25 protein-coding genes and 1 rRNA gene are annotated in these 24,002 nt (G+C 62.8%); 7 read left to right on the top strand and 19 right to left on the bottom strand.

The window, feature by feature from the left end; all coding sequences use genetic code 11:
• Positions 1-79: 79 nt before the first annotated feature.
• Entirely contained in the window at positions 80-394 is a 315-nt protein-coding gene (locus ACKTSJ_RS07085; RefSeq protein ID WP_407898772.1) for a c-type cytochrome, read from the top strand.
• A 60-nt stretch (positions 395-454) separates the two neighbouring features.
• Here the strand turns inward: ACKTSJ_RS07085 and ACKTSJ_RS07080 are convergent, their stop codons facing one another.
• Positions 455-928, bottom strand: a complete 474-nt coding sequence (locus tag ACKTSJ_RS07080; RefSeq protein ID WP_407898770.1) for an EF-hand domain-containing protein — start codon at positions 926-928, stop codon at positions 455-457.
• A 134-nt stretch (positions 929-1,062) separates the two neighbouring features.
• On the opposite strand from ACKTSJ_RS07080, the gene ACKTSJ_RS07075 reads away from it, so the two are divergent.
• On the top strand, positions 1,063-2,976 hold the full coding sequence (locus ACKTSJ_RS07075; protein WP_407898768.1) for a ribonuclease catalytic domain-containing protein: 1,914 nt from the start codon (positions 1,063-1,065) through the stop codon (positions 2,974-2,976).
• Positions 2,973-3,842, top strand: coding sequence for an energy transducer TonB (locus ACKTSJ_RS07070; protein ID WP_407898766.1), 870 nt, complete (start codon positions 2,973-2,975; stop codon positions 3,840-3,842). The genes ACKTSJ_RS07075 and ACKTSJ_RS07070 overlap by 4 nt, the downstream gene beginning before the upstream one ends.
• Positions 3,843-4,015: 173 nt before the next feature.
• On the opposite strand, the gene ACKTSJ_RS07065 is transcribed toward ACKTSJ_RS07070, so the two are convergent.
• The 6 genes from ACKTSJ_RS07065 to ispD form a co-directional block, all read right to left on the bottom strand.
• Positions 4,016-4,987 carry a diguanylate cyclase gene (locus ACKTSJ_RS07065; protein WP_407898764.1) on the bottom strand — a complete coding sequence of 324 codons (972 nt, stop codon included), beginning with the start codon at positions 4,985-4,987 and terminating at the stop codon, positions 4,016-4,018.
• Entirely contained in the window at positions 4,984-5,544 is a 561-nt protein-coding gene (locus ACKTSJ_RS07060; protein WP_407898762.1) for a uracil-DNA glycosylase, read from the bottom strand. The genes ACKTSJ_RS07065 and ACKTSJ_RS07060 overlap by 4 nt, the downstream gene beginning before the upstream one ends.
• A 200-nt stretch (positions 5,545-5,744) precedes the next feature.
• Entirely contained in the window at positions 5,745-6,182 is a 438-nt protein-coding gene (gene rimI, locus ACKTSJ_RS07055; RefSeq protein ID WP_407898760.1) for a ribosomal protein S18-alanine N-acetyltransferase, read from the bottom strand.
• The gene (gene tsaB / locus ACKTSJ_RS07050; RefSeq protein WP_407898758.1) at positions 6,179-6,886 is read right to left on the bottom strand and encodes a tRNA (adenosine(37)-N6)-threonylcarbamoyltransferase complex dimerization subunit type 1 TsaB; all 708 of its coding nucleotides are present in this window, start codon (positions 6,884-6,886) and stop codon (positions 6,179-6,181) included. The genes rimI and tsaB overlap by 4 nt, the downstream gene beginning before the upstream one ends.
• Positions 6,886-7,362, bottom strand: coding sequence for a 2-C-methyl-D-erythritol 2,4-cyclodiphosphate synthase (gene ispF / locus ACKTSJ_RS07045; protein WP_407898756.1), 477 nt, complete (start codon positions 7,360-7,362; stop codon positions 6,886-6,888). Before ispF ends, tsaB begins: the two co-directional genes overlap by 1 nt.
• 113 nt (positions 7,363-7,475) lie before the next feature.
• The gene (ispD, locus tag ACKTSJ_RS07040) at positions 7,476-8,156 is read right to left on the bottom strand and encodes a 2-C-methyl-D-erythritol 4-phosphate cytidylyltransferase (protein ID WP_407898754.1); all 681 of its coding nucleotides are present in this window, start codon (positions 8,154-8,156) and stop codon (positions 7,476-7,478) included.
• Between the two features lie 66 nt (positions 8,157-8,222).
• On the opposite strand from ispD, the gene mfd reads away from it, so the two are divergent.
• Positions 8,223-11,627: a transcription-repair coupling factor gene (gene mfd, locus ACKTSJ_RS07035; protein ID WP_407898752.1), complete on the top strand. Its 3,405-nt coding sequence runs from the start codon at positions 8,223-8,225 to the stop codon at positions 11,625-11,627.
• A 109-nt stretch (positions 11,628-11,736) separates the two neighbouring features.
• On the opposite strand, the gene flgL is transcribed toward mfd, so the two are convergent.
• From flgL to flgB, 11 genes are read right to left on the bottom strand one after another with little or no spacing between them, the layout of a single operon-like run.
• Complete coding sequence (flgL, locus tag ACKTSJ_RS07030) at positions 11,737-12,960, bottom strand: flagellar hook-associated protein FlgL (RefSeq protein WP_407898750.1); 1,224 nt, start codon at positions 12,958-12,960, stop codon at positions 11,737-11,739.
• Positions 12,961-12,965: 5 nt separating this feature from the next.
• Complete coding sequence (flgK, locus tag ACKTSJ_RS07025; protein ID WP_407898748.1) at positions 12,966-14,900, bottom strand: flagellar hook-associated protein FlgK; 1,935 nt, start codon at positions 14,898-14,900, stop codon at positions 12,966-12,968.
• A 53-nt stretch (positions 14,901-14,953) separates the two neighbouring features.
• Positions 14,954-15,757 carry a flagellar assembly peptidoglycan hydrolase FlgJ gene (gene flgJ / locus ACKTSJ_RS07020; protein WP_407898746.1) on the bottom strand — a complete coding sequence of 268 codons (804 nt, stop codon included), beginning with the start codon at positions 15,755-15,757 and terminating at the stop codon, positions 14,954-14,956.
• Positions 15,758-15,766: 9 nt separating this feature from the next.
• Positions 15,767-16,873, bottom strand: a complete 1,107-nt coding sequence (locus ACKTSJ_RS07015) for a flagellar basal body P-ring protein FlgI (RefSeq protein ID WP_407898744.1) — start codon at positions 16,871-16,873, stop codon at positions 15,767-15,769.
• A 9-nt stretch (positions 16,874-16,882) separates the two neighbouring features.
• Positions 16,883-17,515, bottom strand: coding sequence for a flagellar basal body L-ring protein FlgH (locus ACKTSJ_RS07010; RefSeq protein WP_407898742.1), 633 nt, complete (start codon positions 17,513-17,515; stop codon positions 16,883-16,885).
• An 11-nt stretch (positions 17,516-17,526) separates the two neighbouring features.
• A complete protein-coding gene (gene flgG / locus ACKTSJ_RS07005; protein ID WP_407898740.1) occupies positions 17,527-18,309 on the bottom strand; it encodes a flagellar basal-body rod protein FlgG in 783 nt (260 codons plus the stop codon).
• Between the two features lie 21 nt (positions 18,310-18,330).
• Positions 18,331-19,074 (bottom strand): flagellar basal-body rod protein FlgF, encoded by a 744-nt coding sequence (gene flgF, locus ACKTSJ_RS07000; protein ID WP_407898738.1) that lies wholly within the window; start codon positions 19,072-19,074, stop codon positions 18,331-18,333.
• A gap of 25 nt (positions 19,075-19,099) precedes the next feature.
• Positions 19,100-20,542, bottom strand: coding sequence for a flagellar hook protein FlgE (gene flgE, locus ACKTSJ_RS06995; RefSeq protein WP_407898736.1), 1,443 nt, complete (start codon positions 20,540-20,542; stop codon positions 19,100-19,102).
• Positions 20,543-20,552: 10 nt separating this feature from the next.
• A complete protein-coding gene (locus tag ACKTSJ_RS06990) occupies positions 20,553-21,206 on the bottom strand; it encodes a flagellar hook assembly protein FlgD (RefSeq protein ID WP_407898734.1) in 654 nt (217 codons plus the stop codon).
• Positions 21,207-21,217: 11 nt separating this feature from the next.
• Positions 21,218-21,622 carry a flagellar basal body rod protein FlgC gene (gene flgC / locus ACKTSJ_RS06985; RefSeq protein WP_407898732.1) on the bottom strand — a complete coding sequence of 135 codons (405 nt, stop codon included), beginning with the start codon at positions 21,620-21,622 and terminating at the stop codon, positions 21,218-21,220.
• 17 nt (positions 21,623-21,639) lie between these two features.
• Positions 21,640-22,044, bottom strand: coding sequence for a flagellar basal body rod protein FlgB (gene flgB / locus ACKTSJ_RS06980; protein ID WP_407898730.1), 405 nt, complete (start codon positions 22,042-22,044; stop codon positions 21,640-21,642).
• 136 nt (positions 22,045-22,180) lie between these two features.
• Between flgB and flgA the strand changes: the two genes are divergently transcribed.
• From flgA to ACKTSJ_RS06965, 3 genes are all read left to right on the top strand, one after another.
• Positions 22,181-22,864, top strand: a complete 684-nt coding sequence (gene flgA / locus ACKTSJ_RS06975) for a flagellar basal body P-ring formation chaperone FlgA (RefSeq protein WP_407898728.1) — start codon at positions 22,181-22,183, stop codon at positions 22,862-22,864.
• A gap of 161 nt (positions 22,865-23,025) precedes the next feature.
• On the top strand, positions 23,026-23,346 hold the full coding sequence (flgM, locus tag ACKTSJ_RS06970) for a flagellar biosynthesis anti-sigma factor FlgM (protein WP_407898726.1): 321 nt from the start codon (positions 23,026-23,028) through the stop codon (positions 23,344-23,346).
• Entirely contained in the window at positions 23,343-23,801 is a 459-nt protein-coding gene (locus tag ACKTSJ_RS06965) for a flagella synthesis protein FlgN (protein ID WP_407898724.1), read from the top strand. The genes flgM and ACKTSJ_RS06965 overlap by 4 nt, the downstream gene beginning before the upstream one ends.
• A gap of 97 nt (positions 23,802-23,898) precedes the next feature.
• Here the strand turns inward: ACKTSJ_RS06965 and rrf are convergent.
• Positions 23,899-24,002 (bottom strand): 5S ribosomal RNA (gene rrf / locus ACKTSJ_RS06960); the annotation flags it as partial.

The raw sequence follows: 24,002 nt of genomic DNA, 5'->3' as shown, positions 1-24,002 counted from the left end.
TCCGGGCTACACCCCCCTGCCCGGAATTCGGGAGTATAATGGCACCCACTGATTTCTTAACCACCGCAAGGAGTGAATCATGAAAGTTCAACATGCACTGATGCTGACCGCCGGCCTGATGCTGTCGGCTCCGGTTCTGGCCGATGATGGCATGGCCCTGCTGAAAAAGAACAACTGCGTCACCTGCCACCAAGCCGTGAAGAAGACGGTCGGTCCCGGCCTGAAGATGATCGCCGATAAATACGCCGGTGATGCCGGTGCCGCAGCCAGGCTGGAAGCGAAGGTGCGCAAAGGCGGTGCGGGCAGCTTTGGCAGCATGCCGATGCCCCCCCAGACCAAGCCCAGTGACGCGGAAATCAAGGCCATGGTCGCCGCGATCCTCGCCAGCAAGTAAGCGCTGCTGTACAGCAAAAAGGCCGGGTAAACCCCGGCCTTTTTGTTGCCTGCAAGATTGTCACTCCTTGCGCCGCATCCCCGCTCCGCCCTGCTCATGCAGCTTTTTCATGCTGGCAGTCACTTCATCCTTGCCGAGCTTGCCGTCCTTGTTTGCATCGATCTCGTCGAAGTGCGCAAACAGCATCGGCATCCCGATCTCTGCTTCTTCCTTGCTCAAGACACCGTCGTGGTTGATGTCCGTTGCGTCAAACCGGTCTTCAAAGCGCTGCCCGGCCTTTTTCCGATCACAACCCTGCATGCCCGGCAGTTCATCACGACTGATCTTGCCGTCGTGATTGGCATCCAGTTGCTGGAAGCGTTGCTCATGGAACGCGGCGAACTCTTTCTGGTCGAGAATGCCGTCGCTATTGGCGTCCATCTCGCTCATGCCCATGCCGGGATGCGCCCCGTGGTGTCCGTCGGGACAGGCAGAGGCCAGCGGGGCAAGGCAGAACAGACTGCCGGCCACAACCCAAAGGGGAAAAGTTTTCATCTGATGTGCTCCTGTATGAATAAGGGATATGCGCCGTATCGTGTAGCGGCCTGACCATGACAGGGAAAGCGGCACAAAGTTCAGGTACAGGGTGCGCAGGTTATAATCCGCCCCATTCTTTCCAGTCCCCTCCCATGAATATTTTTTACGAAGAAGACGGCGGTTTCAAGGTCGGCAACATCCTCGCCGACAACACCACTTCCCTGCAGGTCGAGAATACACACGGAAAACGCAGCAAGATCAAGGCCGCCAGCGTCATGTTGCGCTTCGAGCAGCCGGCACTCTCCGAATTCATGACGCAGGCGGAACAAGTGGCTGCCGGCATCGACCTGGATTTCCTGTGGGAGGCTTCGCCGGCGGACGAATTCAATTTCGATACGCTGGCGCAGGAGTACTTCGGCCATGCGCCGACTCCGGTCGAAGCGGCGGGCGCGCTGATCCGCCTGCATTCATCGCCCATGCACTTTTACAAGAAGGGCAAGGGGCGCTACAAGGCGGCACCGCCGGAAGCCCTCAAGGCGGCGCTCGCCAGCGCCGAGAAAAAACGCCTGCAAGCCGAATTGCAGGCGCGCTATACCGATGAATTGACGCACTTCAGCCTGCCGCCCGAGTTCCCCGAAAAATTGGCGATGCTGCTGTACAAACCGGATCGCAACACCCTGGAAGTCAAAGCGCTGGAAGCCGCCTGCGCCGCCACCCATCTGTCTGCCGCGCATCTGCTGGCGCACTGCGGCGCCTTGCCTTCCTCGCACGCTTACCACCTGAACAAGTTCCTGTTCGAGCACTTCCCGCGCGGCACCGACTTCCCCGGCGTGACGGTGGCGGAACATCCCGAACTGCCGCTGGCCAGCATCACCGCCTTCAGCATCGACGACGCCAGCACCACCGAGATCGACGACGCCTTCTCGGTGGAGAAGCTGGCTGACGGAAAATGGCGCATCGGCATCCATATCGCCGCGCCCACGCTGGGCATTGCGCCCGGCTCGGACATCGACGCCCTCGCCGCGCAGCGCATGTCCACCGTGTACATGCCGGGCGACAAGATCACCATGCTGCCGGACAACGTGGTACAGGCCTTCACGCTGTGCGCCGACAAGGTCTGCCCCGCGCTCTCCTTATATGTGGACGTGAACGACGCGCTGGAGATCGTCAACAGCACAAGCCGCATCGAGCGCCTGCACATCGCCGCCAATTTGCGCCACGACACGCTGGAGCCGCTGTTCAACGAAGCGACGCTGGCAGCGGGCAAGCTCGATTACCCCTATGCGCCCGAACTCAAATTGCTGTTCGATTTCGCCAACACGCTGGAAGCGGCACGCGGCAAGTCGGCCGACAACAGCCCCCAGATCGACTATACCTTCCACGTTGAGAACGACCGCGTAACGATCGGCCAGCGCCTGCGCGGTTCGCCCATCGACAAGGTGGTATCGGAACTGATGATTCTCGCCAACAGCACCTGGGGCAAGTTGCTGGACGAACAGGGTGTGGCCGGCATCTACCGCACCCAGAACAACGGCAAGGTGAAGATGAGCACGGTCGCCGCGCCGCATCAGGGCTTGGGCGTTGCGCATTACGCCTGGTCGAGTTCGCCGTTGCGGCGCTATGTCGATCTGGTCAACCAGCGCCAGATCATGAGCGTGCTGCGCGGCGAGCCACCCGCCTATGCAAAGAACGACACCGCGCTATTCGCCATCCTGCGCGACTTTGACGCGGCCTACACCGCCTACAGCGAATTCCAGCGCAACATGGAACGTTACTGGTGTTTGCGCTGGCTGTTGCAGGAAAAGGCTAAAGTGGAAGCACTCTCCCCAACCATCTCCCGCGATGCGGTCGGGGGTGCGAACGAACTGCAGCACGAACTTAGGCTCCCAGCCGTTGTGCTGCGCGAGAACCTGGTCAAGCTGGTCGATATCCCGCTGGTCGGACGCATTCCGTCCCTGCCGGACACGGCGCCCAACACCCGGGTGATGCTGGAAATCGGCACGATTGATCTGCTCGAACTGAATTTCGATGCGCGCCCCGCCGCGCCAGCGGAAGCCCCGGTGTGACAAAACGGGCCGCCATCGCGTTGCTGACACAGGAACGTTTGGCGTTCGCCATCGCCTGCTCGTTCCTGCTGCATGCCTTCGTCCTGTTCGGCATCACCTTCTCCCTGCCGGACGCGCGCAGTCTGGCGAAGAAATTGCAGCCGCTGGAGGTCACCCTGGTCAACAGCCAGTCGCGCACCAAACCTGACAAGGCCACCGCCTACGCGCAGCGCAGTCTGGATGGCGGCGGCAATACGCCCGATGAGGTCCGCGCCGGCACCCCGTTCCCGGTGCTCGGCAAGGACCCGAACTTCACGCCGGAACAGGCCGCACAGCGGACCAAGGCGCTGGAACGTGAAGTCAAACAATTGCTGGCCCGCAACAAGAGCGATTACCGGATCGAACCGCAGAAAGTCGCGCCGAAAAAGACCGACAGCACGCTCAGCGGGGAAGAACTGGTGCAACGTTCATTGGAGATCGCACGTCTCGAGGCCGAGATCAGCAAGAACATCTCGTTCTACGAGAAGCTGCCCAAGCGCAAGCGGATCGGCGCTCGCACGGAAGAATATCGCTACGCCCAGTACGTGGAAGACTGGCGCGCGAAAGTGGAGCAGATCGGCAACCTCAACTACCCTGAAGCCGCGCGGCGGCAGAAGGTTTTCGGCAGCCTGCTGCTGACCGTCAACATCCGCGCCGATGGCAGCGTGGAAAGCGTCGAGATCAACAAGTCTTCCGGCCAGCGCATCCTCGATGCGGCCGCGCAAAAAATCGTCCGCCTGGCCGCGCCCTACACCCCCTTCCCGCCCGACATCCGCAAGGAAACGGACATTCTGAGCATCACCCGCACCTGGACGTTCACCACCAACGACCGGCTTCAGGCGGAGTAAAAACCGCGCCAGCATCAAGCTGCCCAGTTGCTCCGGAAGAATCGTCTTGTTGAAATTCACTCCAGCGGGGCGCGCTGGAAATGCGCACCGCGCAGCCCAGAAACGATGCGCTGAATCTGCATGCAACGCCGCGATTCGCCCGCACACCGAAGCGGCAGAAGTTCTGCTTGCACCTACAGTTTCCCGTATTCGCCGGCGGCGACACGGTCGCGCCCGCCGCGCTTGGCCTGGTACAACGCGGCATCGACAGACTGGACCAGCGTCTCGGTCGAGCGCGTTTCGTCCGGCAGCACCGACACCACGCCGCAACTGATCGACACGAACTTGCTGTCCGTCGCATAGTGCGGCACTTTCAGGTCGGCCACCATCTGCCGCACCCGCTCGGCCATCCACAGCGCCCCGTCCGCATCGGTTTCGCCCAGCACCAGCATGAATTCCTCGCCGCCGTAGCGTGCCGCCAGATCGCTGGCGCGCGGGGCGGCGCGCGCGATCTGTTCGGCCACTTTCTTCAGGCAGTCGTCGCCCGCCTGGTGTCCGTATTTGTCGTTGAACAGCTTGAAGTAGTCGATGTCCAGCATCACCAGCGACAGGGGCTTGCCCATGCGCAGGCAGCGCCGCCATTCGCGCGACAGGAAATCGTCCAGCGCGCGGCGGTTGGCGATGCCGGTCAGGGCGTCGGTGGTCGAAAGCCGTTGCAGCTCGGCATTCGCCGCATCCAGTTTGCGCGTGACCTCGACCAGCTTGCGCTGCATCTCGACCAGTCGCTGCATGGCGCGCAGCTTGGCCTGGAACACGGTTTCACTCACCGGCTTGACCAGATAATCGTCGCCGCCGGACGCGATCCCCCGCGCCAGGTCCTCGTCGCTGTTCATCGCCGTCAGGAAAATGATGGCCGTCCACTCTTCCCCTTGTTCGGACTGGCGGATTTTGCGGGCGACCTCGAAGCCGTCGATGTCCGGCAGCCGCGCATCCAGCAACACGATGTCGGGATGTTCGTGGCGAAACAGGGTGAGTGCCTGCATCCCGGTTTCGGCCACCAGCGGATGTTCCACGCCCATGCCGGCAAGATAGCCGGTCAGCACCTTGACCGTGACTTTGCTGTCTTCCACCACCAGTATTTTGGGGCGGTATGCTGTGGCTTTCATTCTGTATTCCCGGAGCTTGAGGGTAATAGGGTTGCCCGCGCCAGACACAGGTCCTGCCAGGCTTTGGCTTTTTCGGCCGGGCTGCGCAACAGGTAGGCGGGGTGATAGGTGACCACCAGCGGCGTGCCGCGATAGTCGTGCACTGCACCGCGCAGGGAACCGAGCGCGGCATCGCGCCCGAGCAAGGCCGTCGCGGCGGTCCTGCCCAATGCCACGATGATTTTCGGCTGGACAAGTTCAATCTGCCGGTGCAGCCAGGGCAGGCACGCGGCGATCTCGTCCGCCTCCGGCGTGCGGTTGGCGGGCGGGCGGCATTTGACGACGTTGGCGATATACACGTCGTTGCCGCGCTTCAGCTTGAGCGCCAGCAGCATGTTGTCGAGCAGCTTGCCTGCCTGCCCGACGAAGGGTTCGCCCTGCGCATCCTCGTCCGCCCCCGGCCCTTCGCCGACGAACAGCCAGGCGGCCTTTTCGTCGCCCACGCCGAACACGGTCTGGGTGCAGCCGGCGCGCAACTTGCAGGCGGCGCATTCAGCCACTTGTTGTTTGAGTGCCACCCAGTCAGGGGCAATCTGCCGGACCGAAGTCCGAGCGGAAAATTCATCACTTTTCTCCTGTGGGTCGGGTTTCAACCCGACAGGTTCTGCTGATTGCAGGGACGCAACTCGGATTGAACCCTGCCCCACAAAAGGCCTATCGCGCCGTACCCATAGCGGATACAGGTTCAGTTCGCGCAGAATTTCATCGTCGCGGATATTCACAACAGACACCCCATCAACATCGCATCCTCGCGTCCATTCAGGGCCGGATAGTAATCGCGGCGCAAACCGATCTCGACAAATCCCTGCCGGCGGTACAGGGCAATCGCCGGCGTGTTGGACACGCGCACCTCGAGCACGGCACGCCGCATCCCGTGCCGCCGCGTCAGTATCAGCATCCCGCCCAGCAACCGCCCCCCCCAGCCCTGGCGCTGCCGGTCTGCCGCAACCGCGATGTCGAGCAACTCGGCTTCGTCCGGACCCAGCAGCATCACGGCGTAACCCAGCATGCCTTGTTCAGTCTCGGCCACCATGCATTGATAGCCGCTGCGCAGGGCATCGTCGAAATTGCCGCGCGTCCAGGGATGTGCGTGCACGGCACGCTCGATCGCGACCACCGCATCGAGATCGGTCGCGCGCATGTCGCGCAGGATCATCGTGCCGCCCGTTCGCGGGTGGTCAGCGCCACCTTGTCACGCAGATACAGCGGCAAAGCCTGCGCCGCATCCACGGCATTGCCGCGCGCGAATTCGACCGCCGCCAGTCGCGCCACGGCGCCGGCCTGCGGCACGGCCCGCGCATCCACACCCGAGAGATGCTTGCAGTAGCGTTGCGCCAACGCCCCGCTCTCTCCGACGGAGGGGCTGGAGGCGGAACTCTCCAGAAACCCGCTCCCCGCCCCAAACCATCCTTCGCCACCGACATCAGGCGCATCCCCGGCCGTGCACAGGCACGGCTCGACCACCGTCCTCAAGGCGCCATCGCGTTGCGCATAGGCAGCGAGATACAACTCCCCCATGCGCGCGTCCAGCGCCGCAATGATCTTGTCTTTACCCGAGGCTTCCGCCAGCGCCCGCAAGGTGCACACGCCAACGACCTTCAGGTTGGCGCCGAACGCCAGTCCCTGCGCCACCCCGCAGGCAATGCGCACCCCGGTGAACGAACCGGGGCCCTTGCCGAAGGCGATGCCGTCCATCTCCTGCACCGTGCGCCCCGCTTCCCGCAGCACGCCGTCCACCATGCCCAGCAAAATCTCGGAATGTTTCTGGCCGACCCGTTCGCAACGCCCGCTCACCGCACCATCCTGCCACAGCGCGACGGAACAGTATTCGGTGGAGGTTTCGATCGCGAGGATACGCATCAGTCGTCAGCCAGCAGCAGCACTACCGCCTGCGCCGCGATGCCTTCGCCGCGCCCGGTGTATCCGAGCTGTTCGGTGGTGGTCGCCTTGACATTGACCGCGTGTTTCTCGAGGTGCAGGTCGGCGGCGATGTGTTCCACCATCTGCGGGATGTGCGGCGCCATTTTCGGGGCTTGCGCGATGAGGGTGGCGTCCACGTTGCCGACGCGCCAGCCTGCCGCGCGCACGCGGTGCAGCACTTCGCGCAACAGGATGCGGCTGTCGATGCCCTTGTACTGCGCATCGGTATCGGCGAAGTGCCGGCCGATGTCGCCCAGCGCCGCCGCGCCCAGCAGCGCATCGCAGATCGCGTGCAGCAGGACGTCGGCATCGGAATGACCCAGCAATCCCTTCTCATGCGGAATGTCCACGCCGCCGATGATGAGCTTGCGGCCTGCCACCAGTGGGTGCACGTCGAAACCTTGTCCGATACGCATAAAACCTCTCCCCCGTCATTCCGGCGCAGGCCGGAATCCAGTCATAAAATAACGCCCCCGCGACGCGGGACAAAACCGGAAAGCATTTTTAATAAACGCGCCGGAATGACAGTTCATTTTTTATTACTTAGCAACAACTCCGCCAGCACGATGTCCTGCGGGTAAGTCACCTTGAAATTGCCGCTGTCGCCCGCCACCAGCTTGGGCTGCAGGCCCAGCGCCTCGACGGCGGAAGCCTCGTCGGTCACCGCGCGGCATTGCTGCAGCGCCTGCATCAGCAGACCGGCACGGAACATCTGCGGGGTCTGCGCCTGCCACAAGCCTTCGCGCGGCTCGGTGCAGGCGATGCGCTGCTGCGCGTCGGCACGCTTGAGGGTGTCGGCCACCGGCACGGCGAGGATGCCGCCCACGGGATCGTCGCGCAACTCGGCGAGCAGCCGGGCCAGGTGCGCCTGGGTGAGGCAAGGCCGCGCCGCATCGTGCACCAGCACCCAGTCGTCCGCCTCCAGTTCCGCGGCGAGCAGTCCGTTCGCCACGCTCTGTGCGCGCGTCGCGCCACCGCAGAACAGGGGCTGCAACTTGTCGCCGAAGCGCGCCCAGTCGAAAGTGCGGAACTGCGCATCATCGGGCGACAAAACGACGAACACGGTCGCGAGTTCGCCGCAGCCGCACAGGGTTTCGAGGGCATGGGCGAGCATCGGCTTGCCGGCCAGCGGCAGATATTGCTTGGGCAGTTCGTTCCGCATGCGCGCGCCGAAGCCGGCGGCGGGGACCAAAGCGTGGAATTCGGACATGGCGTTATTGTAAAGGAAAGCCGTTGGGCTGACTTATAATGCGCGCCCTTGCTTCAGGCTGTTTCCATGCTTTTTTCATCAAAACATTCGCGCCCCCGTTACACCCGTCTGGCCGGTTCCTCGGATGCATTGGCCCTGGCGCAATATGCGCCGCAGCATGCGCCGCTGGTCGTCATCGCCGCCAATGCGCTGGAAGCGCAGCGGCTGGTGGAAGAGATCCCCTTCTTCGCTCCGGCATTGCGCGTGCATCTTTTGCCGGACTGGGAAACGCTGCCCTACGACCATTTCTCGCCGCACCAGGATTTGATCTCGGAGCGGCTGGCGACCCTGCATCATATCCGCACCCAGGCCTTCGACATCGTCATCGTGCCCATCACCACGGCGCTGTATCCACTGCCGCCGGTGAGCTACATGGCGGCCTACACCTTCTTCCTGAAGAAAGGCGAGGCGCTGGCACTCGACGCCTTCCGCCAGCAGATGACGCTGGCCGGTTACACCCATGTGCAGCAGGTGCTGACGCCCGGCGAGTACTGCGTGCGCGGCGGTCTGATCGATTTGTTCCCCATGGGCAGCGCGCTGCCGTTCCGCATCGACCTGTTCGATGACGAGATCGAGACCATCGCCACCTTTGATGTGGACACCCAGCGCACGCTGTACCCGGTGCCGGAGATCCGCCTGCTGCCCGCGCGCGAATTCCCCATGGACGAGAAAGGCCAAGCCACCTTCCGCCAGCGCTTCCGCGAACGCTTCGAAGGCGACCCGTCCAGATCGCGCATCTACAAGGATGTGAGCAAAGGTATCGCCCCGGCCGGCATCGAGTACTACCTGCCGCTGTTCTTCGAGCAGACCGCGACCCTGTTCGACTACCTGCCCGCCAACGCCACCGTGTGCCTGCACCATGACGTGGATGGCGCCATCCGGCAGTTCTCGCAGGATGCCGCCTCGCGCTACAAGCTGCTGCGCGGCGACCCGCAGCATCCCTTGCTGGAACCCGGTGAACTGTTCATGGCTGGAGAACAGTTCTTCGTCCGGGCGAAAGAATTCGGCCGCATCGACATCGCCGCAGACGAGCGCAGTGCCTCGCTGACCCCCTGCCCTACCGCCGCCCTGCCCGACATCGCCGTCGATCGCCGCGCCGAGATACCCACGCAGAAGTTCGCCGACTTCCTGCGCGACTACAACGGACGCGCGCTGTTGCTGGCCGACAGCCTGGGCCGCCGCGAGATCATGTCCGGCTATCTGCTGGAATACGGACTGGAGCCGGTGGTGTGCGAAGACTATGCAACCTTCCTCGCCGGCAAAGAGAAGTTCATGCTCGGCGTTGCGACCGTCGGCAATGGCTTCGTGCTCACGGATGAAAACATCGCGCTGGTGACAGAAAGCGAACTCTATGCCACGCCGTCGCGCGCGCGCATCTCGCGCACGGCGAAGAAGAGCAACGTCGAAGGCATGCTGCGCGACCTGTCCGAGCTCAAGCCGGGCGACCCGGTGGTGCATGAACAGCACGGCATCGCACGCTACCGCGGGCTGGTCGATCTGGACATGGGCGACGGCGAGAACGAGTTTCTGCTGCTGGAATACGCCGACGAAGCCAAACTGTATGTGCCGGTGGCGCAACTGCATGTCATCAGCCGCTACAGCGGCGGCGCACCCGAGGCCGCCCCCCTGCACAAGCTGGGCAGCGGCGCGTGGGACAAGGCCAAACGCCGCGCCATGCAACAGGTGCGCGACACCGCCGCCGAGCTGCTCAACCTCTACGCCCAGCGCGCGTTGCGCAAAGGCCATGCGTTCAAGTTCAACTACCACGACTACGAAGCCTTCGCCGCCGGGTTCGGTTTCGAGGAGACCGCCGACCAGGCCGCCGCCATCGAAGCCGTCATCCTCGACCTGCAATCCGGCAAGCCGATGGATCGCCTGATCTGCGGCGACGTGGGCTTCGGCAAGACCGAGGTGGCGCTGCGCGCCGCCTTCATCGCCGCGATGGAAGGCAAGCAGGTGGCGGTGCTGGCCCCGACCACGCTGCTGGTCGAGCAGCACTTCCAGAACTTCTCCACGCGCTTCGCCGACTTCCCCATCAAGCTGGCCGAACTGTCGCGCTTCCGCTCCGCGAAGGAGACCACGCAGACGCTGAAAGACCTGGCGCAAGGCAGACTGGACATCGTCATCGGCACGCACAAGCTGATCCAGAAGGATGTGAAGTTCCACAATCTCGGCCTGGTCATCCTCGACGAGGAGCATCGCTTCGGCGTGCAACAGAAGGAACGGCTCAAGGCTTTAAGAGCAGAAGTGGATGTTTTGACTTTAACCGCAACGCCCATCCCGCGCACACTGGCGATGTCGCTGGAAGGCCTGCGCGATTTCTCGGTGATCGCCACCGCGCCGCAGCGCCGCCTGTCCATCAAGACCTTCGTCAGCAACTACAGCGCGGGCGTGATCCGCGAAGCCGTGCTGCGCGAGCTCAAGCGCGGCGGCCAGGTCTATTTCCTGCACAACGAAGTGGACACCATGCCCAACATGCTGGAGAAGCTGGAGACCCTGCTGCCCGAGGCGCGCATCCGCGTGGCGCACGGCCAGATGGGCGAGCGCGAACTGGAGGCAGTGATGCGCGACTTCCACCACCAGCGCTTCAATGTACTGCTGTGCTCCACGATTATTGAAACAGGCATCGACGTGCCGACCGCCAACACCATCATCATGAACCGCGCCGACCGCTTCGGCCTGGCGCAGTTGCACCAGTTGCGCGGCCGTGTCGGCCGCTCGCACCACCAGGCCTATGCCTATCTGCTGGTGGACAGCCTGGAAGGCTTGACCAGTCAGGCGAAGAAACGCCTCGAAGCGATCCAGGCGATGGAACAACTCGGCAGCGGTTTCTATCTCGCCATGCACGACCTGGAAATCCGCGGCGCGGGCGAAGTGCTGGGCGAGTCGCAGAGCGGAGAGATGCAGGAGATCGGTTTCAGCCTGTACAACGACATGCTCAACGCCGCGATCAAATCACTCAAGCAAGGCAAAGAGCCGGACATGGCGCATCCGCTGGGCGTCACCACCGAGATCAACCTGCACACGCCCGCATTGTTGCCTGCCGACTACTGCGGCGACATCCACCAGCGTCTCGTTATCTACAAACGTCTGGCGAGTTGCGACACCCAGGGAGAGATGGACGACATGCAGCAGGAACTCATCGACCGCTTCGGCCTGCTGCCCGAACCCGCCCAGACCCTGCTCGACAGCCACCGCCTGCGCATCCTCGCCAAGCCGCTCGGCATCAGCAAAGTGGATGCCTCCGCTGATTCCATCGTGATCCAGTTCGTCCCCGAACCGCCCATCGACCCGATGAAGATCATCACGATGATCCAGAGCAAACGGCACATCAAGATGGCGGGACAGGACAAGTTGCGCATCGAATTGAAGTATGGCGACCTGCACCAGCGGGTGCTGGCGATCAGAAATTTCTTCGGGGAATTGCAGTAGGTATTGCCGTCACTCTTGCGCAGGCGGGAATCCAGTTGGTTTAATCCCCACGATGCGCGAAACGATTGTGCATCGTTGCCGGCGGCATGGCGTTACCGAACAGGTTTGCTCAACGCAGGAAGTCGAACAGCGACAGCTGTGAAACCTTGGCAAAGGATTGTTGTGCCGCCTGCAGGTTGAGCTGTTGCTGGTTGAGCTGGCTGATGGCTTGCAGGTAGTCGGTGTCCTGAATCCTGGACAGGGTCTGCTTGTACTGCAGACCCAGGTCTTCGCCGGTGCTTTGCAGGGCATCCAGTTCACGCAAACGCCCACCCATGGTCGCCCGTACACTCAAGACCTTGTTCAGATCCTGGTCGAGCGCGCCGAGACTTTGCTGCAATCCTTGCTGGAAGACGGCGGTCGCCACCGGATCGCCGGCGGCGGGGGCGGCATTGAGCGAACCGATCAGACTGGATAAGGTGGCGAACATGCTCTGGTTGCTGCTGGGATTGATGTCGAAGGTGTCTCCGTTTGCCGGCGCACCCTGGACCTCGAACTGGATGCCGTTGAACGTGATGGCCTGCCCACTGGCGTAGGGCTGGCCGCTCAATACCGCCACCGGCGCGCCGCCGCTCACATCGGCCACATCATAGGTCGTCACCCCAGCCGCGACATTGAACGTCACCTGGTAGCGATTAGCCGTGTACTGGGTTGCATCCAGCACGCGGCCCTGGCTGATGATGCCGCTGCCGGCATTGGCAGGATTCGGCGATGTCTGAAACGTGCCGTTGCCGTTCTTGATGCGCATGAAAATATCCGCGCCGTTATCGGTGCTGGCAATCTGGCGCGAAGGGGCGGCCTGAATCAGGCGCTGCACCTCATCCCCCTGATAGCTCACGCTTCCCCCGGCCTCGACGAAGGGCTGTACCCGGCCCTGGGCACCCGAGAACAGGAAATTCCCCGCGCCGTCGGTGCTGTTCGCCAGGCCGATCAACTCCTGCAGCCTGCCGCTCAAATCGCTGGCGATACTGCGCAAATCGCCCGGGTTTAGGGTCGCATTGCCCGCCTGCACCGCCAGCGTTTTCGCATCCTGCAACAGTGTGGTCACGCTGCCGAGAATGCTTTCGCCCAGCGCCATGGTATTGGTCGCCGCGGTGCGGTTAGCCGCCAGTTGGGTATTGGCTGCATCCGCCTGATTCAACTCCACCGCCCGCGCCGCCGCAGCCGGATCATCGGCCGGATTGACGATCCGGCGTCCGGTGGAAATCTGCGTTTGTGTCTTGGCCAGGTTGACCTGCAGCTGGTTCATGCTGGTCACGCCCTCGCTGAACAGGGTAGAAGTGCTGATGCGCATGATGGTCAACCTCCCAATTGCAGCAGCGAGTCGAACATGGCTTGGGAAATCGCCATCGCCTTCGCCGCCGCCTGATAAGCCTGCTGGAACTTCAATAGATTGGCGGCTTCCTCGTCCAGGTTGACTCCGGATTCGGACTGCTGCGCCCGGGTGATCTGCGCCAGCATGCTGGCCTGCGCCTGACTGGTCACGTCGAGCTCGCGGGTCTGGCTGCCGACCTGCGCGATCAGCTGGCCATAAGCGCCCTGATAACTGGTGGTGCCATTGGCCAGCGTGTTGGCCGTTTGCAGTTGCGCCAGCTTGAGCATGTTGCCGCCGTCGGTCGAGGCATTGCTGTTGGCCGAAACGGTGAACGTGTCGCCCGCGACCGGCGTGCCGGAAATCCGTGTGCTCCAGCCGTTGATCGTGAAAGTGGCGCCATCGGTGTAGGGCTGTGCACCGACCGGTGCCCCCGTGCCGCTGACCGTGTAGGTCGTCGGCGGGTTGTCAAAAGTAAGGGTGATCGGCTGCTGCAGGTTGGCATCCAGCGGCAGGCCGCCGCTGACGACGGGCTGGGCGATGGTCGCATTCCCCAGGTTGGCCAGGGCCGCGTTGCCGCGCACCGGATTGGCCGCCGCAATCCGCGCGGGATCGGCCACGGCCAGGGTGAAATCGCGCGCGCCGGTGGCGGTGGGACGGATACGGTAGGAATCGCCCGCGACATCGGCCACTGAACCGGCGGCCAATTGCAGCGTGAGGCCCGTTCCGTTCACCCCCTGCGGGGTGGCGAGCTGGGCCGGAGTGAAAGATTGCACGGCGGCGTTGGTTGACGTGTTGAATAACGTGTAATTGGCCCCGTCGAAACGCAAGTCGTAGTCGTAGCCCGTGAGTGCGCCACTATCGCTGATGACGGCGTTCAGCGTGGCATTGCCCACATTGCCGGAGGCAGCCGCAACCTGTGGCGAACCGGCATTGAAGAACGTGCCACCCAGCGTTCCGTTGAGGTCGATGCCCTGCTGATGTTGCTGGTTGAACGTGTCGGCGATGCCGATGGCGATTCGACCCAGCGCGTTCTGTGCCGGGTCGAGCACTCCGTCGCGGAAAGCGAGAAATCCCCCCAGATGGCCGCCCTGCAACGCGCTTTGCTGGATGCGGATCACGCCCTTGTTGTTGACATAGACCACTTCGAGCGCCGTCTGGTCGGTCGGTGAAGCGGCCGCTTGCAGGGCAGAGGTCTGCGTGCCGATCACCAGCGACTGACCGCTGCCGATGAAGACATCCATCGAGCCGTCCGGTTGCTTGATCGAGGTCACGCGAATTTCCTGGCTCAACTGGTTGATCAACTGGTCGCGCTGGTCAAGCAGGTCGTTCGGGGCCTGGCGCTGGCCGCTCTGTGCCTGGGCTTGCACGATGGTGTCGTTCAGCACCGCGATCTGTTTTGCGTAACTGTTGATCAGGGTGACGCTGTTGCCGATCTGGCCGTTGAGCCCGTCGCGAATCTCGGTCAGGCGCGCATCCAGGGTTTGCAGACGATTGCTCAAAGACTGGCCGCTGCCCAGCAGGGTCTGCCGCGCCGCGATCGATTCAGGCGCATCGGCAACGCTATTGGCGGCACCGAAGAAATCCTGCAGGGACGTGCTCAAACCGCCGTTGGCATCCCCCAGCAGGTTGCTGATCTGTGTCGCCAGATCGAACTGCGTGCTCAAGTTGCTGGAACGCGTCTGCGCCTCCGTCAGTTGCGCGCCGAGGAACTCGCTGTAAATCCGTTTTACCGCCACCACATCGGCACCCTGCCCGAAAAATCCGGCGCCGGTGTTTTGGGGCAGCGCGGCCGCCTGCAATATCTCCTGGCGCGAATAGCCCGGCGTATTGGCATTCGCGATGTTGTGTGTGGTCACGCTGATGCCCGCCTGGGCGACCTTCAGCGCGCTGACCCCGATTCCATAGATTCCTGAACCCATTTACTGCTCCTGGCAACCCTTCGGTGAGCTTATCGGCACGTCGCAAAAAATCTTTAGGCCTTTGTGTTGATACTGCCGATGACCTTGACCAGTTTGTCCGCATAGCGCGGGTCGGTGGCATAGCCCGCCTGTTGCAGGGCCTGTGCAAATCCTGCCGCATCCTGCTGCGCCTGTACCCCGGCGTAGCGCGGATTGTCGCCGAGCAGGCGGGCATGATCCGCGAACGCTTCGGCATAGGAAGCGTAGGCGCGGAAACGTTCCACCTGCCTGGACGCAATCCCGTCGCGGTACTCGGTGGTGGTCACTTCCGCCACTTTGCCGTGCCAGTCCAGGTCCGCCTTGATCCCGAACAGGTTGTAGCTGTTGCTGCCGTCCGCTTGTCTGATTTCGTGTTTGCCCCAGCCGCTCTCCAGGGCCGCCTGCCCCAGCAGCAGTTGCGCCGGAATGCCGGTCGTGCGGCTGGCTTGCTCGGCATGCGGCAACATCCGGTTCACGAAGGACTGGCGCTCATCGCTATAGGGGGTGGCGCTGGCGCCGTGTGGGACAGCTGCCGTTGCCTGCGGACCGAGTTGGCGCACCATCAGGTCGGCCAGCCCGACGCCGCGTTTTGACATTTCCTGCGCCAGTTGCTGGTCGAGCATGCCGGTGAACATTTTGGTTTGCTCGCTATCCAGCATGCCGTCCTGCGGGGTCGCCGCGCGCATGCTTTTCAGCATCATGTCGAGGAACACCGTCTCGAACTGTTGCGCCACCGACTTGAGCGCCTGGTCGGGAGCCTGTTTTGCCTGGTAGCGCAGCTTGTCCAGCGCCTGGCTATCGGCGGCAAGCGTGTTGATTGAAGGGGACGCCGGCAACATCGCGCGCGCCTAAATGATTTCCAGCTCGGCGCGCAACGCACCGGCGGCCTGCATCGCCTGCAAGATGGCCAGCAGGTCCTGCGGGGTGGCGCCGATGGCGTTCAGCGACTGGACCACTTCGCCCAGCGATACGCCGCGCTTCAGATGCAGCAGATTGCCGGGCGCGGCCTTGATCTCGATGCTGGCATTGCTCACTGCCGCCGTCTCGCCACCGGCCAGCGGATTGGGCTGGCTGACCGCATTTTCGGCGCTGATCACCACGCTCAGATTGCCGTGCGCCACCGCACAATCGGCCAGCATCACGTTCTGGTTCATCACCACCGAGCCGGTGCGCGCATTGATGATGACTTTCGCCCCGCCCGCCGCCGCATCGAGCGTCAGATTTTCGATGCGTGAGAGAAACTGTACGCGCTCGTTGTCCTGGGGGGCTGCGACCCGCACGGTGCGCGCATCAACCGCGCTGGCGATGTTCTGTGCGGGGAAGAATTCGCGGTTGATGGCATCGGCCATGCGCGCCGCCGTGGTGAAGTCGGCGGTGTTGAGTTGCAGAAAGATGGAGTCGCCCTGTCCCAGTGCGGTCGGCACCGCGCGCTCCACGGTCGCTCCGCCCGGGATGCGCCCCACGTCCAAATGGTTGATCACGGTCTTGCTGCCGCCCGCCGCCGCGCCCGCGCCGCTCACCAGCAGGCTGCCCTGCGCCATCGCATACACCTGCCCGTCCGCGCCTTTCAACGGGGTCATCAGCAGCGTGCCGCCGCGTAAACTCTTGGCATTGCCGATCGAGGAAACGGTGATGTCGATGGTCTGCCCCGGACGCGAAAAGGGCGGAAGGGACGCCGTCACGGTGACCGCCGCGACATTCTTCAGTTGCAGGCTGGTACCGGGGGGCAGCGTCACGCCCATCTGCGCCAGCAGGGTCACGATGCTCTGCACGGTGAACGGGGTCTGCGTGGTCTGGTCGCCGCTGCCGTCCAGTCCCACCACCAGCCCGTAACCGATCAACTGGTTTTCGCGCACGCCCTGCACGCTGGCCAGGTCCTTGATGCGTTCGGCGTCTGCTCCGGCGGCCAGCAAGCCCAGCACCAGAGCAAGCACAAATCGGTAGATGGATTTCATCGCCCTCTCCTAGAACGGCAGCACGCTGGCAAAGATGCGGGCAAACATGCTGCTCACGTCCGCCACATCCAGACTGGTGGTGCCCTTGTATTCCAGATGCACATCGGCCACCCGGGTGGACAGCACACTGTTATCTCCCTTGATGTCCTGCGGAAACACCACGCCGGAAAATCGCACGTATTCGTTGGAATGGCGGATGTTCACCTGTTTCTCGCCCGCCACGCGCAGATTGCCGTTGGGCAACACCTCGACCACCGTCGCGGTCAGCGTGCCCGTGAAGGTATTGGTGCCGGAAGCATCGTTCGTGCTGGCGGATTTGAGGCTGCTGTTTCCGGACAAAGTGCGGTTGGTCAGCGAGCTCACAAGGCTTGAACTCCCGCTATTTTCATGCGTCGTGTCTGATTTTCCGGTCGCCGAGGTCGCTTCGGCAATGGTAATGGTGAGCAGATCGCCGACCCGGCGCGCGATACGATCCTCGAACAGTGGCCGATCGTTCACGCCCGCCTGAAAAATCGCGCCGTTGGTCGCGTGCACCGGGGCGGCAGCGGGTGCCACCGCCGTCAGCGGCTCGCGAATATGGGTGGTCGGCACACAGGAGATCAGCGGCACACTGACCCCCAACAAAATAATGACACGGCGCATGATGGACCTCGTTAAATTTGTGTCAGCCGTTGCAGCATCTGGTCGGAAGTCGTGATCGACTTCGAGTTGATCTCGTAGGCACGCTGGGTCTGGATCATGTTCACCAGTTCTTCCACCACGTTGACGTTGGAAGTCTCGACATAGCCCTGACTGAGGCTGCCGGTGCCGTTGGTGCCGGGCACATTGGTGTTGGGCGCGCCGCTGGACGCCGTTTCCAGATACAAATTCTGTCCCATGCTTTCCAGCCCGGCCGGATTGATGAAGGTCGCGAGCTGGATGCTGCCCACCTGCACCGGCGCGGTCACGCCCGGCTGGGTCACCGACACCACGCCGTCGAGGCCGACCGTGACCGAAAGTGCATTGGCCGGCAGCGTGATCGCCGGCTGCACCACGTAGCCGTTGGCGGTCACCAGTTGTCCCTGGTCGTCACTCTGGAATGACCCGTCGCGGCTGTAGGCGGTACTGCCGTCCGGCAACAGCACCTGGAAGAATCCGTTACCCTGGATCGCCAGGTCGAGCTGATTGCCGGTCTGCTGCAGATTGCCCTGGGTGTGGATGCGTTCGGTCGCGATCGGGCGCACGCCGGTGCCGATCTGCAAACCGGACGGGATCTGCGTCTGCTGCGAGGATTGCGCGCCGGGCTGGCGCAGATTCTGGTACAGCAGATCCTCGAACACGGCGCGCGAACGCTTGAAGCCGGTGGTGCTGACGTTGGCCAGGTTGTTGGAGATGACATCCATCTGCGTCTGTTGCGCTTCCAGGCCAGTCTTGGCAATCCACAGTGAGCGAATCATGATGAGTCTCCTTTTCGAAAATCAGCCGTTGGGGTTGAGCAGGCTGCTCGCGTGACGGGCATTCTCGTCCGCGTTCTGCAACAGCTTGATCTGCGTGTCGAACTGGCGCGCCAGGGCGATCATGCTGACCATGGCATCGACCGTATTGACGTTGCTGCTTTCCAGACTGCCGGACACGACGGTGACACCGGCGTCCGCCTCGGCCGGATTGCCGTCGCGGGTGCGGAACAATCCGTCTTCGCCGCGCACCAGCTGGTCTTCCGCCGGATTGGTCAGCTTGATGCGTCCGACCACCACCACCCCCACCTTCTGCGTGGTGCTGGGAACAGTGGAAAGCGTGCCGTCCTTGGCGATGGTGATTTCGGTGTCCTCGGGAATGGTGAGCGGCCCGGCATCGCCCAGCACGGTCAGCCCGTTGCGCGTCTGCACAATGCCGTTCGGTTGTATCTGCAAGCTGCCGTTGCGCGTGTACGCTTCATTGCCGTTCGCGTCCTGCACCGCGATCCAGCCCTTGCCGTCCAGCGCCACGTCCAGCGCGCGGCCGGTCTGCTGGATCACGCCCGGCCTGAAATCGGTGCCCGGTGTGGAATCGACCACGAAGGCGCGCGTGGGCAACCCCGCGCCCTGCAACGGCACGCTGCGAAAAGTGTCGAGGCTGGCGCGGAATCCGGGCGTGTTGACGTTGGCCAGATTGTTCGACACCGAGGCCTGGCGTTGCAGCGTCTGCGTTGCCCCTGACATCGCGGTGTAAATCAGTCGATCCATGTCATTCTCCCCCGCTTCAATTCAATCAGCGCAGATTCACCAGCGTCTGCAGCACCTGGTCCTGCGTCTTCACGGTTTGGGCGTTGGCCTGGTACACCCGCTGCGCGGTGATCATGTTCACCAGCTCCGCCGTCAGATCGACGTTGGAATCTTCGAGCGCCGAGGTTTGCAGCACGCCCAGGCTGGCAGAACCCGGCACGCCGGTGAGCGGTGTGCCGGACGTTGAGGTCTCGGCCCAGTTGTTGCCCCCCAGCGGCTGCAAGCCCTGCGGGTTGTTGAAGTTGGAAAGCACCACCTGCCCCAGCGTCTTGGTCTGGCCGTTGGAATAGCGCCCGGAAATAATCCCGTCCGCGCCGGTACTGAACCCCGTCATGCGACCCGACGTGAATCCGTCCTGACTCAGGGTGTTGACCCCGAAGATGCCGCCGAATTGCGAAGTTCCGGCAAAATTGAACGCCAGCGTCTGCGCGGCGGCACTGGCCGGGTTGGTCACGGTCAGGCTGACGCTGACCGCACTCGGCGTACCGGCGGCCGAAGTGGTGAAGGTGTTCGCACCCGTGATTGCAGTGATTGTGGTGCCCGCCGGGAACCCGCCGCCCGTGACCGCTGCCCCGACCGACAGACCGGTGGTGGTGGTTACGGTCGCCGTCGTGCCCGCTGCGTCCAGCGATGAACCGGCTAGCACGATACCCGGCGATGTCGGGCTGAAGACGGCCGAGGTAACAGGCGCGACTGGCGTCGCCAGGGTGCCGTTGGTATTGAACGTCATGGCGGTGAGTGGCGTGCCGGCCGCAGGCACCCCATTGCCGTCGATCGTCAGATAGCTGTCCCAGCTGTTGGCCGCCGTCTTGGCAAAATAGAGCGAAGCGACATGGCTCGCCCCCAGACTGTCGAACACCGTCATCGAGGTGGAATTGTTGAAGGTGGCCGCATTCGTCGGATCGAACGGGGGCGCCGCCGGAATGAGGGCGGAACGTGCATCCAGATTCAGCCCGGCATTGATGGTGGTGGTCTGGTTCGGCAAAAGATCGGCCATCGATATCTGCAAGTCCGCCGGCGTGGTCGCCACAATCTGGCCCAGCGCGTTCGGCAGGAATCCGGTCAGGCGCAACCCCTGGCTACTGACGATGAACCCGTCCTTGTCCAGCTGGAATTGGCCGTTGCGCGAATAAGTGACGGCACCGTTATCGCTGAGGCGGAAAAAACCGCTGCCGCTGACCGCCATATCCAGCGAATTGTTGGTGGTACTGATATTGCCCTGCGTGAATTGCTGGGCGACCGCAGCCACCCGGACCCCGATCCCGATTTGCGCCGCGCCGGACCCGGCGAGCGAATTGGCATACACATCGGCAAACTGCGCCTGCGACAACTTAAAGCCGACCGTGTTGGCGTTCGATACATTGTTGCCGATCACATCCAGATTCTTGGCGGCGGCGTTGAGACCGGAAAGTCCTTGCTGGAAACCCATGGTGTTCTCCTCACAAAATTTGTTTGATGGCCGTCAGACTGAGGTCGCCCAGCTTGCCGACATTGACCGTAACGCCACTCTGCGACTGCGCCACGCTGTTGACCAGGCCGTAAGACAAGGTCGCCGCCGCGATCTTTTGCCCGCCCAGTTCGCTGACCGCGCTCAGGGTGTAGCTGCCGTCCGGCGCGATCGCGCCGCTGTCGGTCACGCCATCCCAGGCGACCTCGACGATGCCGCTGTCCTGCGCGCCGAGTTGCAGGGTGCGCAGGCTGCGGCCCGAAGCATCATTGATGCTGACGGTGAGTTTGTCCGCCGGTTGCGCCAGTTCCACCGCAGCAAACGCCTTGCCGTTGCCCAGCTCGAGACTGTCACCCGCGACCAGCACCGGGTGTCCGATCATGGCCACAGCTTGCAGCGATTGCGCCGCCAGCATGCTGCTGCTCAAGGACTGCACGGTCGCGTTCAGTTTGTCGATGCCGGTCACCGTCGAAAGCTGCGCCATCTGCGAAGTGACTTGCGCGTTATCCAGCGGATTGAGCGGATCCTGATTTTTCATCTGCGTCACCAGCAGTTTGAGAAATCGGTCCTGCGTCACCCCGATCTGGGATTGATCGAGCGCGGGGGCGCTGAAGGTGTTTGCTGTGTTCTGTACCGATGTGACCATGGCGCGTCTCCTTATTGACCGATGGTGAGCGTTTTCAACAGCAAGGACTTGGACGTGTTGAGCACGTCCACATTATTCTGGTAGGAGCGCGAGGCGGAAATCATGTTCACCATTTCGTCCACCGGATTGACATTGGGCAGCGTCACATAACCCTGTTCGTTCGCCATCGGGTGCGCCGGGTCATACACCACCCGCATCGGCGCGGCATCCTCCACCACCGCACTGACCTTGACCCCCTGCCCGACCTGCCCAGCCGCCGGCGTGGTCTCAAAGATCACCTGCTTGGCCTTGTACGGCTGGCCGTCGGGTCCGGTGGTGCTGTCCGCATTGGCCAGATTGCTCGCCACCACGTTCAGCCGCTGCGATTGCGCGGCCATGGCGGAACCGGCGATGTTGAAAATGTTAAATAGCGACATAAAGGTTTCTCCTTAAACTAGCCTTGCAAGGCGGCCAGCACATCCTTGCCCCGCTCCGAGATGAAACGCACACTGGCCTCGTAGCGCAGCGCGTTGTCGGCAAACTGTGCCCGCTCCGTATCCATCTCCACCGTGTTGCCGTCGGCACTGGGCTGCGCGGGAATGCGGTATTGCACCGGCGCACCCATCACCGTTTCGCCGCCGGCCGCCTGCAGATGCGCCGCCGCGCTGGTCAGCAGCGGCAGCGCCGTCCCGTCTCCCTGCAATGCGCCCTGCAGCGCACTGGTGAAATCGATATCTCGTGCCTTGTAGTTCGGCGTATCGGCATTGGCGATATTCGAGGCCAGCAATTCCTGCCGCGCCGCGCGCAAATTCAGCGCCGTCTGATGAAACTGGAACAGTTCGTCTATCCTGCCGCTCATTTGCGACTCCCACCCGAAGGTTTCTTGATGTCTGCCATCCTAGGCCCGCCGCCGTCCAGCCTATCAGCCGATTAACGGTGGAAATCCGTCGCATTTCCCGCCTTCGCTCCCGCGCGCGCGCGGGACAATGCCCGCCATGAAACACGTTTCCCCCCTATTGCTGGCTTTAAGTCTGTGGAGCGGCACGATTGCGGCCGAACCGTTGCAGGCGCATGCCGCAATCCGTGCCGCGGCCGAAGCATATCTCCAGACCCAAACGCGCAATCTGCCGGGCGAAGTTCAGATCCAAGTCGGTGGCATTGATCCGCGCCTGACACTGGCCGCCTGTCCCGCCTTGCAGGCCTGGCTTCCGCCGGGCGCAAAACTGTTCGGCCACACCACGATCGGCGTGCGTTGCGCGATGCCCAAGGGCTGGACCATTCTGGTTCCGGCAACGATACGCGTGTCGCTCGATTTGCTGGTTGCCAACAAACCCTTGCTGCAGGGCAGCATCGTGAGCGAGGCGGATTTCACCCTGCAACGCGGTGAAATGGATCGCCCCGGCCTGCTCACCTCGCCGCAACAGGCCATCGGCCAGACCCTCAAATATGCCATCGGTGCCGGACAGGTCCTGCGCGTGGACATGCTGCGCGAGCCGTGGTTGATCCGGCAGGGACAGACGGTCAACCTGATCGTGCACGGCGCGGGTTACGCCCTCGGCAATGAAGGTCAAGCGCTGAACGATGCCGCTGCGGGAGCAGCCGTGCGCATCCGTCTTGCTTCGGGACAAGTCATGACCGCGCGCGCCGCGGGCAGCGGCGTGGCCGAACTGATGCGTTAGCCTAAAATTCGCGCGCCTCTTTTGCCCGCAAGCAGGCTTGGGGGGAGGAAAACAATCATGGCATGGCACACGATTCGCAGCGAAAAATGGGCAAGTCTGCTAAAGTTTTTGCAAGACAGGACGATATAACACTCAATCGAACCCTTCGCATGGAGTACAGCATGAAAATCAACCAGACCGGCAAACCTCTACCCCCCAGCAGCAACGGCGAATCCACCGCGCGTAGTCCGGCGGCAAAATCCGGCCCGGCGGGCGCTGGCACGGCAATCGCGCCCGACAGCACCCGCGTGCATCTGGGGACGACCGGCGCCCAATTGCGCGAGCTGGAAAGCAGCATTGCCAGTGCGCCGGTGGTGAACAGCCAAAAAGTTTCCGAGATCAAGCAGGCCATCAGCGAGGGCCGCTTCCAGGTCAACGCCGAAGTGGTCGCCGATCGCCTGATCGACACTGTGCAGGACCTCATCCGCACGAGCACACGTTGAGCACCTCCCCAACCGCCATCCTGCAACTGATCGACACCGAGCGCGATGCGCTACGTGCATTTATCGTACTGCTCGAGCGTGAACAACACGTTCTGCTTTCTTCAGACACCGACCCCTTGCTTGAACTGGCCAAGCAGAAAATGCATCTGGCGGAAACGCTGGCAACATCCGTCCGCCAACGCCAAACCCTCTTCCCCGCCGCAACTGCCGCCATCGAGCCTTGGCTGCACCAGAATGCACCCACCGCACTCACGGCTTGGCAAGACCTCCGCCAGCTCGCCGCGCATGCCGGCCAGTTGAACCGAAGCAATGGTGAACTAATTCAGATCGGACAGCGCTACAACCAGCAAGCCCTGCAGGCACTCATCAGTTCGTCACAACACGCCGCCGGCCTGTATGGCCCCAATGGCCAACCATGCACGCCCGGCAGCGGCCGCACTCTGGGCAGCGGTTAAACCTGAGGGCAAGTCACTTCTTTCAAGCAGAACGCAAATCAAATCGCACAAAGCAAAACGCCCCACCATTTCTGGAGGGGCGTTTTGTTTGTAAGGAGTCTGACGATGACCTACTTTCACATGCGGATGCACACTATCATTGGCGCGAAGTCGTTTCACTGTCCTGTTCGAGATGGGAAGGAGTGGGGCCAACTTGCTATG

The sequence above is a fragment of the Ferrigenium sp. UT5 genome (genome assembly GCF_045866295.1).
Classification (GTDB): Bacteria; Pseudomonadota; Gammaproteobacteria; order Burkholderiales; family Gallionellaceae; genus Sideroxyarcus.
This window is presented reverse-complemented; position numbering and strand designations above follow the sequence as displayed.

Excerpts from the sequence above, each read along its gene's own strand:
- ACKTSJ_RS07080 (WP_407898770.1), bottom strand. The coding sequence starts at position 928 with ATGAAAACTTTTCCCCTTTGGGTTGTGGCCGGCAGTCTGTTCTGCCTT.
- tsaB (WP_407898758.1), bottom strand. The coding sequence starts at position 6,886 with ATGCGTATCCTCGCGATCGAAACCTCCACCGAATACTGTTCCGTCGCG.
- flgB (WP_407898730.1), bottom strand. The coding sequence starts at position 22,044 with ATGAGCGGCAGGATAGACGAACTGTTCCAGTTTCATCAGACGGCGCTG.
- flgG (WP_407898740.1), bottom strand. The coding sequence starts at position 18,309 with ATGATTCGCTCACTGTGGATTGCCAAGACTGGCCTGGAAGCGCAACAG.
- flgJ (WP_407898746.1), bottom strand. The coding sequence starts at position 15,757 with ATGTTGCCGGCGTCCCCTTCAATCAACACGCTTGCCGCCGATAGCCAG.
- flgC (WP_407898732.1), bottom strand. The coding sequence starts at position 21,622 with ATGTCGCTATTTAACATTTTCAACATCGCCGGTTCCGCCATGGCCGCG.
- flgL (WP_407898750.1), bottom strand. The coding sequence starts at position 12,960 with ATGCGCATCAGCACTTCTACCCTGTTCAGCGAGGGCGTGACCAGCATG.
- ispD (WP_407898754.1), bottom strand. The coding sequence starts at position 8,156 with ATGTCCGAATTCCACGCTTTGGTCCCCGCCGCCGGCTTCGGCGCGCGC.
- ACKTSJ_RS07085 (WP_407898772.1), top strand. The coding sequence starts at position 80 with ATGAAAGTTCAACATGCACTGATGCTGACCGCCGGCCTGATGCTGTCG.
- ispF (WP_407898756.1), bottom strand. The coding sequence starts at position 7,362 with ATGCGTATCGGACAAGGTTTCGACGTGCACCCACTGGTGGCAGGCCGC.
- flgA (WP_407898728.1), top strand. The coding sequence starts at position 22,181 with ATGAAACACGTTTCCCCCCTATTGCTGGCTTTAAGTCTGTGGAGCGGC.
- ACKTSJ_RS07010 (WP_407898742.1), bottom strand. The coding sequence starts at position 17,515 with ATGCGCCGTGTCATTATTTTGTTGGGGGTCAGTGTGCCGCTGATCTCC.
- flgM (WP_407898726.1), top strand. The coding sequence starts at position 23,026 with ATGAAAATCAACCAGACCGGCAAACCTCTACCCCCCAGCAGCAACGGC.
- ACKTSJ_RS06990 (WP_407898734.1), bottom strand. The coding sequence starts at position 21,206 with ATGGTCACATCGGTACAGAACACAGCAAACACCTTCAGCGCCCCCGCG.
- ACKTSJ_RS07015 (WP_407898744.1), bottom strand. The coding sequence starts at position 16,873 with ATGAAATCCATCTACCGATTTGTGCTTGCTCTGGTGCTGGGCTTGCTG.
- ACKTSJ_RS07065 (WP_407898764.1), bottom strand. The coding sequence starts at position 4,987 with ATGAAAGCCACAGCATACCGCCCCAAAATACTGGTGGTGGAAGACAGC.
- rimI (WP_407898760.1), bottom strand. The coding sequence starts at position 6,182 with ATGATCCTGCGCGACATGCGCGCGACCGATCTCGATGCGGTGGTCGCG.
- flgE (WP_407898736.1), bottom strand. The coding sequence starts at position 20,542 with ATGGGTTTCCAGCAAGGACTTTCCGGTCTCAACGCCGCCGCCAAGAAT.
- ACKTSJ_RS07075 (WP_407898768.1), top strand. The coding sequence starts at position 1,063 with ATGAATATTTTTTACGAAGAAGACGGCGGTTTCAAGGTCGGCAACATC.
- mfd (WP_407898752.1), top strand. The coding sequence starts at position 8,223 with ATGCTTTTTTCATCAAAACATTCGCGCCCCCGTTACACCCGTCTGGCC.
- flgK (WP_407898748.1), bottom strand. The coding sequence starts at position 14,900 with ATGGGTTCAGGAATCTATGGAATCGGGGTCAGCGCGCTGAAGGTCGCC.
- flgF (WP_407898738.1), bottom strand. The coding sequence starts at position 19,074 with ATGGATCGACTGATTTACACCGCGATGTCAGGGGCAACGCAGACGCTG.